This is a genomic window from Vandammella animalimorsus (assembly GCF_002285265.1).
GTDB lineage: Bacteria > Pseudomonadota > Gammaproteobacteria > Burkholderiales > Burkholderiaceae_C > Lampropedia.
On sequence record NZ_NSJB01000010.1, the window covers coordinates 16,997 to 29,638 of the forward strand.

The 12,642-nt window shown below is 66.7% G+C and carries 10 protein-coding genes; 3 read left to right on the forward strand and 7 right to left on the reverse strand.

The features are described from left to right. Positions 1–25: 25 nt before the first annotated feature. The gene (locus CK625_RS10930) at positions 26–784 is read left to right on the forward strand and encodes an ABC transporter substrate-binding protein (RefSeq protein WP_095540357.1); all 759 of its coding nucleotides are present in this window, start codon (positions 26–28) and stop codon (positions 782–784) included. Between the two features lie 455 nt (positions 785–1,239). On the opposite strand, the gene CK625_RS10935 is transcribed toward CK625_RS10930, so the two are convergent. From CK625_RS10935 to CK625_RS10945, 3 genes are all read right to left on the reverse strand, one after another. Beyond that, a complete protein-coding gene (locus tag CK625_RS10935) occupies positions 1,240–2,325 on the reverse strand; it encodes a bifunctional nicotinamide-nucleotide adenylyltransferase/Nudix hydroxylase (protein WP_095540358.1) in 1,086 nt (361 codons plus the stop codon). 11 nt (positions 2,326–2,336) lie between these two features. Further along, positions 2,337–3,554, reverse strand: a complete 1,218-nt coding sequence (pncB, locus tag CK625_RS10940) for a nicotinate phosphoribosyltransferase (protein ID WP_095540359.1) — start codon at positions 3,552–3,554, stop codon at positions 2,337–2,339. A gap of 120 nt (positions 3,555–3,674) precedes the next feature. After that, complete coding sequence (locus CK625_RS10945; RefSeq protein ID WP_095540360.1) at positions 3,675–4,523, reverse strand: 3-hydroxybutyryl-CoA dehydrogenase; 849 nt, start codon at positions 4,521–4,523, stop codon at positions 3,675–3,677. A gap of 244 nt (positions 4,524–4,767) precedes the next feature. Here CK625_RS10945 and CK625_RS10950 point away from each other — a divergent pair, with 244 nt between their 5' ends. Further along, positions 4,768–5,346, forward strand: a complete 579-nt coding sequence (locus tag CK625_RS10950) for an adenine phosphoribosyltransferase (RefSeq protein WP_095540361.1) — start codon at positions 4,768–4,770, stop codon at positions 5,344–5,346. A gap of 452 nt (positions 5,347–5,798) precedes the next feature. Here the strand turns inward: CK625_RS10950 and CK625_RS10955 are convergent, their stop codons facing one another. The 4 genes from CK625_RS10955 to aceK form a co-directional block, all read right to left on the reverse strand. Next, a complete protein-coding gene (locus tag CK625_RS10955) occupies positions 5,799–6,434 on the reverse strand; it encodes an MSMEG_1061 family FMN-dependent PPOX-type flavoprotein (RefSeq protein WP_095540362.1) in 636 nt (211 codons plus the stop codon). A gap of 290 nt (positions 6,435–6,724) precedes the next feature. Further along, complete coding sequence (locus tag CK625_RS10960; protein ID WP_095540363.1) at positions 6,725–7,906, reverse strand: acetyl-CoA C-acyltransferase; 1,182 nt, start codon at positions 7,904–7,906, stop codon at positions 6,725–6,727. Positions 7,907–7,910: 4 nt separating this feature from the next. Further along, positions 7,911–8,651: a hypothetical protein gene (locus CK625_RS10965; protein ID WP_095540364.1), complete on the reverse strand. Its 741-nt coding sequence runs from the start codon at positions 8,649–8,651 to the stop codon at positions 7,911–7,913. Positions 8,652–8,752: 101 nt separating this feature from the next. After that, a complete protein-coding gene (gene aceK / locus CK625_RS10970; RefSeq protein ID WP_238945637.1) occupies positions 8,753–10,582 on the reverse strand; it encodes a bifunctional isocitrate dehydrogenase kinase/phosphatase in 1,830 nt (609 codons plus the stop codon). A gap of 773 nt (positions 10,583–11,355) precedes the next feature. Here aceK and csm6 point away from each other — a divergent pair. Beyond that, a complete protein-coding gene (csm6, locus tag CK625_RS10975) occupies positions 11,356–12,615 on the forward strand; it encodes a CRISPR-associated ring nuclease Csm6 (protein WP_172425146.1) in 1,260 nt (419 codons plus the stop codon). Positions 12,616–12,642 lie beyond the last annotated feature (27 nt).

Genomic DNA, 12,642 nt, shown 5'->3' on the forward strand with positions numbered 1-12,642 from the left:
TCGACGCACTCGAAAGGACGCCACCATGACCCTGCCCTCCCAAGCCCTTGCGGCTTTTGCCCCCACCGGCCGGCTGCGCGCCGCCATCAATCTGGGCAACCCCATTTTGGCCAGCCTCGATGCCTCGGGCGCGCCCTGCGGCGTGTCCGTCGATCTGGCCGGCGCGCTGGCGCAGCGCCTGGGCCTGGAGCTGGAGCCGCTGGTGTTTGAAAAGGCCAGCCAATCGGTCGAGGCCGTGAGCACGCAAGCGGCCGACATCGGCTTCTTCGCCATCGACCCGGCGCGCGGCGCGGGCATCGCCTTCACCGCCCCCTACGTGCTGATCGAAGGCTGCTACCTGGTGGCGCAGGATTCGCCCATCCAGACCAATGCCCAGGTTGACCAGCCCCAGCACCGCGTGGTGGTGGGCGCGGGCAGCGCCTACGACCTGTACCTGACGCGCGCCCTGGCGCAGGCCCAGCTGGTGCGCGCCAGCAATTCGCAAACCGTGGTGCAGACCTTTCTGGAGCAGCAACTGGAAGTGGCCGCCGGCGTGAAGCAGCAGCTCGAAGCCGACGTGCAGCGCCTGGCCGGGCAGCACGCGCTGCGCATGCTGCCCGAGAGCTTCATGGTCATCGAGCAGGCCATGGGCCTGCCCAAGGCGCGCGGCCCCGAGCTGGCCCAGTACCTGGCCGCCTTCGTCGAGGACATGAAGGCCAGCGGCTTCGTCGCCCAGGCCCTGCAACGCCACCACATCCACGGCGCCCGCGTCGCGCCCGCCGCCACGGCTGGCGCTGGCGCTTGAGACAGCCTGAGAGCCTATTCAAGAACTCTGCGCAGCACAAAGTGGGCGCGCCAGCGCCCACCCAAGGGCCGAGCGCAGCGATGGCCCGAACAAAGTCCCTTCTGCCTGCGCCTGGGCCGCTGGCCTGCCTGGGCGGACAGGCCCACACACAGTGGGCCTGCTTCGTTCATCAAATTTCGCTGCGGCTGTTTGAGCGTAGCGGCAAAGCCGCGCAGCGAGTTTCCGCAGCATCCGCTCAGGCAGGCCAGCGGCCCAGGTTGCCCCGGCGCACAGCGCCGGGGACGCAGGCAGCAGGGTCGTTTTTCTTTGGTCACTTTCTTTTTTCGACAAAAAAGAAAGTGACTGCGCCGCCGGGCGCACATCCCGGCCCCGACACTCAAAGCCAACACCGCCAGCCACTACCGGGCGCAATCGCCCAGCAGCGCGCCAGAACCACGGCGCGCGGCGAACTGCACTCACAGCTCATGCGTGAGCCGCAGCAGCATGTCGAGGATGAAGAAGTGGTCGTCGAAGAAGCGCTCGGGCTGGCTGGCCACCTGGGCGATGGGCAGCCACAGGGCTGCGCGGGCGTCGTCGGCGCCGCGCACTGGCGGCAATGCGCCATGGCCCAGGTCGAAGTGGAAGACATGCGTGATGGTGCGCCCGCGCAGGCTTCGGTCGGGGTGGTCGAACACGCGGCTGCCGCGCAGCGCGGCGCGCCAGGCGGCCTCGTCCAGCGCCAGCGCCGTTTCCTCGCGCAGTTCGCGCAGGCAGGATTGCCACAGCGTATCGCGCGGCTCCAAAAAGCCGCCGGGCAGCGCGTACAGGCCCTGGCCGGGCGGCTGGCCGCGCTCGACCAGCAGCACATGGCCCTGGCATTGCACCAGCGCATCGACGGTCACGAAGGTCGGCGCAAATGGCGCCGCCGCCCAGGATTGGCGGTAGGCGCGCAGCATCTGCCATTCCTGGCGCAGGCTTTGGAAAACCTCTGCACTGCGCCACTGCAACAGCCATTGCGCCACGCCCGGCGGCAGGTGCGCGTGCAGCAATTGCTGCAATTGCGTCTGGGCGCTGGCGTCGGCATCGGGCGCGGTGGCGAAACAGGCTTCGCGCACCAGCGTGGCGTCGGTCTGGTTTTGGCGCGGCAGGTTCAGCAGCGCCCAGTCGGGGAACTGCGCCAGGTAGGCGCTGCTGTCGTCCTTGAAGTGGCCCACCAGCGCGATGCGCGGCGCAGCCGGCAAGGCCAGCGGCGCCAGCAGGGCCTGCACGCCCTGGCGCACGGCCTGCACCCAGCGCGCCTCGTCGTAGAAGTCGCGCATGGGCAGAAAGTGCACGCGCTGGCGCTCCTCGGGCGTCAGCGCCGCCTGCACCATGGCTTGGCGCTCCTGCCAGGTGAAGGGGTTCTTGGGGCTGCGCGCCTGGTGGGCCGAGCCGAGCACGACCACGGCCTGCGGCGCCACGCGCAGCGCATGGCGCAGCATGGCCAGGTGGCCGCGGTGCGGCGGCTGCAGGCGACCGATGAAGACGGCGGCGTCGTACTGGGGCTGCGGCGCGGCGCTCATGGCCCAGGCCCTCAGGCGCGCGCAGCGCCAGCGCTCTCGGGGGGGACGTTGAAGACCTGGCGCAGGTAGTCCAGAAAGGTCTGGTCATCGCACAGCAGCTTGCCCGGCGAGTCCGAGAGCTTGGCCACCGGCTGGCCGTTGGCGCTGGTGAGCTTCATGACGATGGACAGCGGCTCCAGCCCCATGTCGTTGGTCAGCTGCGTGCCGATGCCAAAGCCGCATTGCGTGCGGTCGGCAAAGTGGTGGTAGATGCGCAGCGCCTCGGGCACGTTCAGCCCGTCGGAGAACACCAGGCGCTTGGTGTGCGCGTCGATGCGCAGCTGCGCGTAGTGCGCCAGCGCCTTCTCGCCCCAGACGATGGGGTCGCCCGAGTCGTGGCGCAGGCCGTCGAAGAGCTTGGCAAAGTACAGGTCGAAGTCGCGGATGAAGGCGTCCATGCCGACGGTGTCGGTCAGCGCTATGCCCAAATCGCCGCGGTATTCCTGCACCCAGCTCTCCAGCGCGGCCTTCTGGAAGTTGCGCAGCTGCACCACGCCCAGCGCCTGGTAGGTCTGGAAGTATTCGTGCGCCATGGTGCCAATGGGCACGATGCCCAGCTCCATGGCCAGGCGCACGTTGGAGGTGCCCTTGAACCACTGCGGGGTTTGCTCGGCAAAGGTCTTGACCACGTGGTGCTGCCAGTCGCGCGAGTAGCGCCGCCGCACGCCGAAGTCGAACAGCTCGAAGGGGTGGCGCAGCGCCGCCTCGCGCCCCAGGGTCTTGAGCTCCTCGACCTTGACGGCCAGGCGCTTCTTGCCCTCGGCCAGCGCGGCCTGGGCGTCGAACTGGCGGAAGTACAGCTCGTTGACGATGGCCAGCACGAAGATCTCGAAGGCCATGACGTGCACCTGCGGGCCTGCGGCCTCGATGTGCAGCTCGTCGCCCTCGGCATAGGCGCGAATGAAGGCGCGCTGGAACTGGAAGATGCGCAGAAAGTCGATGAAGTCCGACTTGATGAAGCGCAGCGCGCCCAGGTAGCGCAGCTCCTGCTCGGTAAAGCGCAGCTGGCAGAGGTGGTCGAGCTCGCGGTCCACCGCATCGAGCAGGCCGCTGAGCGGGATCTTGGGCGGCTTGCGGCAGACGAAGCGGTACTGGGCCTGCACCTGCGGATGGCGGTGCAGCATGGCCTGCCACATGGTGAACTTGTACAGGTCGGTGTCGAGCAGGCTGGTAATGATCGGGCTGGACATGGCGGCAGCTCCCGGGCCCGGTGGCGCGCCAGCGCCACCGGCGGTTCATTCGGTTGGGCACGAAGCCGGCGGCCAAGGCCCTCAGGCCATGGCCGCCCGGCGCGGCTTCTTGGGGCAGGCTCAGTACTGGTACACGCCGCGCTTGGTCTTGCGGCCCAGGTAGCCGGCGGCAACCAGCTCGCGCAGCAGCGGCGCGGGGCGGTACTTGCTGTCGCCAAACTCCTCCAGGTACACCTCCATCACGGCCAGGCACACATCCAGGCCGATCAGGTCAGCCAACGCCAGCGGGCCAATGGGGTGGTTGGCGCCGAGTTTCATGGCCTCGTCGATGGCCTCGGGCTCGGCCGAGCCTTCGGCCAGCACGAAGAAGGCCTCGTTGATCATCGGCACCAGAATGCGGTTGACGACGAAGCCCGGCGCGTTCTTCACGGACACCGGCGTCTTGCCCAGCGTGCGCGCCAGCTCGGTGACGGCATCGTGCGTGGCATCGCAGGTCTGCAGGCCGCGGATGACTTCCACCAGCGCCATCATCGGCACCGGGTTGAAGAAGTGCATGCCAATGAAGCGCTCGGGTTCGCGCGTGTGCGCAGCCAGCTTGGTGATTGAGATCGACGAGGTGTTGGAAGCCAGGATGGTGCCCGGCGCGGCCACATCCTCGACCTGCTTGAGGATCTTGAGCTTGAGCTCGTAGTTCTCGGTGGCGGCCTCGATGATGATCTGCGCCGGCTTGAGCGCGGCGTAGTCCGTCGCGCCCTGCACGCGCGCGAGGATGGCGGCCTTGTCGGCCTCACTGATCTTGTCCTTCTTGACCAGGCGATCCAGGCTGGCGCCAATGGTGGCCAGGCCCTTGTCCACCGCCGCCTGGGAGATGTCCACCATGATGGCCTGTAGCCCTGCGGCGGCCACTGCCTGTGCGATGCCGTTGCCCATGGTGCCTGCGCCGATGATGCCTACTGTCTGGATGCTCATGTTCGTACTGCCTGTTGTCTTGCCACTGGCAAGCGGTTGAAGAAAGAGGGGGGTGAAAAACGCGCCGCCACAACCGAGACGCTGCCTTGCGAGCGTAGTGCAAGGTCATGGGCGCGGGGGCGCCGCCCGACCCGCCGGGACTTTACACTACGCAGCCCGCCGCACCAGCCATCGCAGCCGGTGCGGCGGACGCTCGTGTGTCCCGCACGCGCGCGCCCTGCCCCACACGCCAACGCCACACGCCATGCCCAGCCCCGCCGCCTTGCACCAGCCCGCACTCGACCCCCGCACCTTTTTGCGCCAGCACATCCGCACCGTGCCCGATTGGCCCAGCCCTGGCGTGCAATTTCGTGACATCACGCCGCTGCTGCAGAACCCGCAGGTGTTTCGCGTGCTCATCGACGTGCTGGTGCAGCGCTACAGCGCCGCCGGCATGCGCCCAGACGTGGTCGCAGGGCTGGACGCGCGCGGCTTCATCATCGGCTCGGTCGTGGCCTATGCGCTGAACGTGGGCTTCATCCCGATCCGCAAGAAAGGCAAGCTGCCCTTCACCACGGTGGAGGAGACCTACGAGCTCGAATACGGCAGCGCCACCGTCGAGCTGCACACCGACGCCGTGCACCAGGGCCAGCGCGTGCTGCTGATCGACGACCTGATCGCTACCGGCGGCACGATGATGGCCGGCATCAAGCTGCTCGAACGCCTGGGCGCTCAGGTCATGGAATGCGCTGTCATCGTCGATCTGCCCGAGCTGGGCGGCTCGGCCAAGGTGCGCGAGCGCGGCACGCCGCTGCTGACGCTGGTGCAGTTCGACGGGCACTGAGCCCCAAGGCCGGGCGCAGGCCGGCAAAACACTTGCGCAGGCCCAATGGCCAATGCCTGCAATGCCTGGTAATGCCTGCGCTGCACGGTCGTTGCCCACCGCTCCGAGACTTGAAACGCACTCCAGGGGCTGTTGAGATTGAGTGTCGCAGCGGTGTTTTCGGCCCAAACGCCGCATCTGCTGCGTTGAAAATGCGTGCGCGGCGCCTGCGACCTTGCGCGCATGTTTGCTTGGCATCTGCGGCTTTTGCCTCGAAAAACCGCTTCGCCAACCCAATCTCGCCACCTCCTTAGAGCCTGTTCAAAATCTCGGCGCGGGTGGGCAAGAAGCGGTTTGGGGTGGGCTGCAAGGCGCAAAACGCAGCCATAGCTGGGCTATGGCGAGGCTTTGCAACGCGGCAGACCGCCCAAATCCGCTCTCTTGACCGCCGTGCAAAGAGTTTGAACAGGCTCTTAGAACGTGTCCAGGCCTTCCTCGCGCAGCTGGGCGCGGTAGCGCTGGCGGGCTTCTTCCTCCGTTTCAGGCACGACCTGCGCGCCGAGCTGGGCGCGCAGCATGGCGTTCATGCTGGGGAAGGCGCCTGGCGCCGCCTGCGCCTCGGGCCGCCACAGGCGGGCGCGCATCAAGGCCTTGGGGCAGTGCAGGTAGGCCTCTTGCACGGCCATTTCGATCACCAGGCGCGGCGGCCGGATGCCGCCTGCCGCAAAGCGCTGGGTGAAGGCGGCTTCGTCACGCAGACGCGCCGTGCCGTTGACGCGCAGCACCTCGTCCACGCCAGGCAGCAGGAACAGCAGGCCCAGGCGCGGGTCGGCCAGCAGGTTTTCCAGTGTGTCCAGGCGGTTGTTGCCCGTGGCGTCGGGGATGAGCAGGGTGCGCGCATCGGGCGCTTGCACGAAGCCGGGCAGGCCGCCGCGCGGCGAGGCGTCCAGCAGACCATGCCCGTTCGCGCCCGCGCTGGCAAGGATGCACAGCGGCGCGTGGGCAATGAAGCGGCGCATGGCGGCGTCCAGATGGTCCAGCTGCTTGGCGCGCGAGCGCGCCGAGGCTTGCGGGTAGAGCTGGCGCAGGGCTTGCAGTGACTCGATCATGGCGGGGCGGGCCTTTCTTGCTTGGGTGGTATGAATGAAAAATAGCGCCATCGCCCTATTGTCAGGCGATGGCGCTATTTTTTCAGGAGCGGCCCAGCACTTTTCCGGGCTGCGCCGCGGCTGCGGTGCGGCCTGGGGCACGCCCCGGTCAGGCATGCAGGCCGCGTGCTGCTTGGAACCTGGTCAAGACCCCGGCGCGCGTGGGCAACAAGCGGTTGGGGATGGGATGCCAGGCGCAGCCTGCCCCAATCCGCTTGCGTGCCCGCCGCGCCAGGGTTTTGAACCGGTTCTTACAGCATCTCCACCGTCATCGCCGTGCCCTCGCCGCCGCCGATGCACAGCGTGGCCAGGCCTTTTTTCAGGCCGCGGGTTTTCAGGGCGTACAGCAGCGTGACCAGGATGCGCGCGCCGCTGGCGCCGATGGGGTGGCCCAGGGCGCAGGCGCCGCCGTTGACGTTGACTTTGTCATGCGGCACGTTCAAATCGTGCATCAGGGCCATGGGCACGACGGCGAAGGCTTCGTTGATTTCCCACAGGTCCACGTCCTCGACCTTCCAGCCGGCCTTGTCCAGCGCCTTCTGGCTGGCGGGCACGGGGGCGGTGGTGAACCAGCCGGGCTCTTGCGCGTGCGTGGCGTAGCTGACGATGCGCGCCAGGGGCTTCAGGCCCAGGGCCTTGGCCTTGCTTTCGGTCATCAGCACCACGGCGGCGGCGCCGTCGTTGATGCTGGAGCTGGCGGCGGCGGTGATGGTGCCGTCTTTCTTGAAGGCGGGCTTGAGGGTGGGGATCTTCTCGGGGTTGATGCGGCCCGGGCCTTCGTCGGTGTCCACCACGCGCTCGCCCTTGCGCTCCTTGACGGTGACGGGGGTGATTTCGTCCTTGAACGCGCCTTGGGCGATGGCCTCTTGCGCGCGCTTGACGCTGGTCATGGCGAATTCGTCCTGCGCCTGGCGCGTGAAGCTGTACTTGGCGGCGCAGTCTTCGCCGAAGGTGCCCATGCTGCGGCCTTCTTCGTAGGCGTCTTCCAGGCCGTCGAGCATCATGTGGTCATAGACCTTGTCGTGGCCCAGGCGGTAGCCGCCGCGGCCTTTTTTCAGCAGGTAGGGGGCGTTGGTCATGCTCTCCATGCCGCCGGCGACAATGACCTCGGCCGAGCCGGCCTTGAGCATGTCGGCGGCCATCATGATGGTCTTCATGGCCGAGCCGCAGACCTTGTGCACGGTCACAGCGCCGGTGGACAGCGGCAGCCCGCCCTTGAGCGTGGCCTGGCGCGCCGGGGCCTGGCCCTGGCCGGCCATCAGCACGTTGCCGAAGATGACTTCATCGACCTGCTCGGGTTTGACGCCAGCGCGCTCCACAGCGGCCTGGATGGCGGCGCCGCCCAGATCGTGCGCGGCCAGTGCGGCGAAGTCGCCCTGAAAGCTGCCCATAGGGGTGCGGGCGGCGGAGACGATGACGATGGATTCGGACATGGGTTCAGTGCTCCTTTGGCAATGAGGGAAGGGAAACGGGCGGCAAGGCCGCCCAGCGTGAAAGATCAAAACGGTATAGCTGCATGCCGCCGCCGGCCGGGACGGCGGTCAGGCGCAGCTCGCCCGCTGCGTCCAGCGCGGCGCCGTCCATGCGGGCCATGCCTTCGGCCAGGGTCACGGGCGCGCTGCCGTCGGCGCGCGCCAGCAGCAGGCGGCGCTGGTCGCTGGCGCTCAGGCGGCCGTCGCCGTTGCTGTCTTGACTGACCACTTCGTACAGGCGCGCGCGCACGACCGGCAGCGGCCGCTCATCGGTTTCAGGCCCATAGGTTCTGCTCACCGCGCCGTCACCACGTACGGCCCAGACTTGCACGACCAAGCCGCGATCATCGGGCAACAGGCGCGCGCTGCTGCCATCGGCCACGTTCACGAACAACTGGTTGCGCATGACGCCCGAGGCAATTTTGGAGCCCATCGCCTGCTCGATCTGCTGGTCGGCCACCACGTCCAGCACCACCACGTCGCCCTGGGTGTGGCGCAGGCGGTAGGACAGACGCTCGCGCTGCACATGGCCGCTCACGTCCGTGGCCACCAGGTTCGCCACCGGCGTTGGGCGCGCACGCTGCCATTCCCACGCCAGCAGGGCCAGGCCCACGAGCAGCAGCGCCGAGGCCAGCGCACAGGTGATGAGGATGAGGTAGGCGTTGATGCGCCAGATGTGCTGGGGTTGCGCGGCGGGCAATGTCATGGGGGTAAGGCGGCTAGCGGGCAGGCGCGGCAAGCAAGAGGGCTGTTCACAAGACTCAAAGCGCATCTGCCAACGCCAGACGGCACGGCACGCGCTGACACTCAGGCGGGCACATTGCCACTCTGGGCCGTGCCGCCGGGCGGGGCCAGTGCGGCGGCATTGGCGGCGGCATCGGCAGGCGCTGCGCCGCCCTCGTCCGCAAAGCGGCTGCTGCCGTCGTAGGGGAACACATCGTACACATGGCCTTGCTGGATGCGCTCCTTGTGCTGCTGCCAGAACTGCGGCTCCAGCAAATCGCCGTGGTGCTGCATGAAAATGTCGCGCACGCGCGGGTTGCCCAGCAGGAAGGGGCCGAAGGTCTCGGGAAAGACGTCGTTCCTGGCCACGCTGTACCAGATCTCGCCGCTCATTTCTTCCTCCTCGTTGCGCGGCGCGGGCACTTTGCGGAAATTGCAGTCGGTCAGGTATTCGATCTCGTCGTAGTCGTAGAACACCACCTTGCCGTGGCGCGTGACGCCAAAGTTCTTCCACAGCATGTCGCCGGGGAAGATATTGGCCGCCACCAGGTCCTTGATGGCGTTGCCGTATTCGATCACGGCGTGCTCCATCTGGCGCTGGGCGCGCGCGTCGCCCTCGCCGGCGTCGAAAGTCTCTTGCAGGTAGATGTTCAGCGGGATCATGCGCCGCTCGATGTACAGGTGCTTGAGGATGACCTCCACGTTGCCGTCGCCGTCGCGGTCGGAGATTTCCAGCTGGCTGGGGGCGAACTTCTGGATTTCGGCGATCAGCTCGTCCTCGAAGCGCGCGCGCGGAAAGGCCACCTCGCTGTACTCCATGGTGTCGGCCATGCGGCCCACGCGGTCGTGCTGCTTGACCAAGCGGTACTTGCCCTTGATCTGCTCGCGCGTGGTTTCCTTCTGCGGCGGGTAGTAGTCCTTGATGAGCTTGAACACGTAGGGAAAGCTCGGCAGGTCGAACACCAGCATCACCATGCCCTTGATGCCCGGCGCGATGCGGAACTTGTCGGTGGAGCTGCGCAGGTGGCTGAGAAAGTCGCGGTAGAACAGGTTCTTGCCCTGCTTGGCCAGGCCCAGCGAGTTGTAGATCTCGTTGCGCGGCTTGCGCGGCATGATGCTGCGCAGAAACTGCACGTAGGCCGAGGGGATTTCCATGTCCACCATGAAATAGGCGCGCGAGAACGAGAACAGCGTGTGCATGTCGCGCTCGGTGTGCAGCAGCGCGTCCACGTACAGGCCGCCGCGCTCGTCGTGCAGGATGGGCAGGCAGATGGGCATCTCGTCAAAGCCGTTGATGAGCTTGCCCACCAGGTACGCGCCCTTGTTGCGGTAAAACAGGCTGGAGAGCACCTGGATCTGGAAATTGGTGCGGATCTTGGCATCGCCCAGCATGGCCGACAGCGCCTGCGCCACGCGCCGCACGTCGCGCGCGCGGTCGGTGAAGGCGCGCTGCAGGCGGCAGTCCTCCAGCATCTGCGCCGCCACCTCCTCCAGCGCATCGCGCCGCGGGTAATAGCAGCGGAAAGTGGTCGATTCCGAGGGCTCGTCAATCTGGATGTACTCCGTGCTGATGGCCGGGCGCACGAACAGGAAACTGTTCTGGAAATACGTGCGGTGCAGGATCTTGGTCGTCACCGAGTTGAAGAAGGTCTCGGCCAGCTCCGGCTGGAAATGCCCCACCAGCAGGCCGATGTACAGCAGCTTGGCCTCGTGCCAGACCTCCATGGGCTGCGAGCCAGCGCGAAACTCTTTTTCCAGCCGCTGCACGCACTCACGCACGCGCACGTCGTAGAACTCGATGCGCTCGCGCTGGCCGCGCTGCTGGCCATGCCAATCGGCCGTCTCGAAACGGTGCTTGGCGCGCGCCGTCTCCTGACGGAACAGGCGGTAGTGGCGGTTGAAGCCATCCATCATCGCCCGGGCAATGTCGCGCGCCAGCGAAGACTCCAACAACTGCGGCAGCGCCCCGCCCCCCTGCACGGCGGCCGCCTGCGGCTGCGCCACCACCTCCTGCGCGGCCAAGGCCGCCTGCTTGCGCCCGCTGCGCGGGTTCGATTGCTGTTTGCTCATAGCTGGCCTGAGAGGCGAAATAAAAAAACCATTAACTATCGACACGGACCCGCAGCAACGCCGATCCATCCAGGCAGCCCCACCGGAACAACAACCAGCCGCACTGTCGCCGCGTCATGGCTCAAAGACGAATCTTCACGGACCGCTGCGCCATGCGCATCTGCAGATTCGGGCGGTCTGCGCCGTTGCTCGTCCCCGCAATGGCGAGAGGCCATTGCTGCGGCTCGCGCTTCGCATCCCATACCGAACCACAGCGCGCACTTGGCCGCTGGATTCGTGCAATTCCTCCCCAAGTGTAACCACGCGATCCACCGGCCCACTCATCGGCCCACTGTTTCTGAGTCCCACCCAGCCCAAACCCCAAGGCACCAGGGAAAACCCCGGCAAAAACAAAACTAACACAATGTTTTATTAAGATACATTTTGTTCCATTGGGCTTGAGTCGTCTCTTTCGGCAATGCGCCCGGCCTATACAACCAACCATGCCAGACGACGTCTTGGCAGGCAGCCCCAAAGGGGCTTTACCTTTCCTGCCGTCACCCAAGCTTGGCTTCAAGCATCTGACTCACGCATCAAGCGACACTGCCTCCCGAATTGATCAACGGGTAACGCATTCCATGAAGCCTCTGCACATTCTGCTTGCCACCACGGGCTCCTCGCCCCAAGTCATCACTGAAACCCTGTATGCCATCGCCCACGAACGGCGCACATGGCCTGACGAGATCTATCTCATCACCACCCGCCTGGGCAAAACCAAGGCGCAGCAAGGGCTGATCGCGCAAGGCCATCTGCAGCGCCTGTGTCAGCAACTGCAGCGCCCCTTGCCCGCCTTCGACGAAAGCCACATCCTGGTCGTGCCCAACGCCCAGGGCGAGCCGGTGGAAGACGCCCGCAGCCTGGCCGACCACGAGGCCCTGGCCGACTTCATCATGACCGAGGTACGCAACCGCACTGCCCAGCCGCATTGCAGCCTGCATGCCTCGCTGGCCGGTGGGCGCAAGACCATGACCTTTTACATGGGCTACGCCATGAGCCTGTTCGGCCGCGCGCAGGACAGCCTCTCGCACGTGCTGGTCAGCGAGGGCTACGAAAACATCCCGGACTTCTGGTTTCCCACCAACGCCGATGCGCACCGCCACATCCGCACGGCCAGCGGCCACACGCTGGACGCCAGCGCCGCCCGCGTCACCCTCGCGCCCATCCCCTTCATCCGCCACCGTCACAACCTGCCCGAGGTGCTGCTGCAAGCCAGCGCACCCGAGCCCGAGCCTGTGCGCTTCGCCCAGCTCGTGCAGCTTATCAACCTGGGCGAAAACCCCGAGGGGCTGCAACTCATCGTGGACATACGCCAGCGCTGCATCCGCCTGGAAAGTGCCGCTCCCGCGCTGTGCCTGGTATTCCACCCCAGCGCCATCGACCTGGCCTTTTTCTGCCTGATGGCACGCGCCAGCATCGCACACGAAAACGACATCACCCGCCCTGCCAGCGGCAAGGCCGACCCCAGCCTGGCCAAGCTCATGCTCGACGAACTCATGCCCCTGTGCGGCCTGCAAAGCTGCGGCGACTGGCGCCAGGATCTCAATGCCCTGAGCAACTGGAACATCACCCGCGCCGAGTTCAAGGACGCCAGCCTGACCACGCTGCAAAAAGGCGTGTCGCAATCGTGGTTCGACACGCGCAAGAACACCCTGGGCCAACTGTTCGCCCAGCGCCTGCCCGCCAAGCTGGCGCAATGGCTGGCCCCGGCCATCGTCTGGAGCGAAACCGGCCAGCGCCTGGACTGGCGCCTGCAGGACACCACCCCCAAACGCGGCGGCTACGGCCTGCCACTGCCTGCGGCGCAGATTCGCATCGTCGAGGCGCTCCACCGCCATTGATGATTGCCGCCCCCATCCACCAGCCCC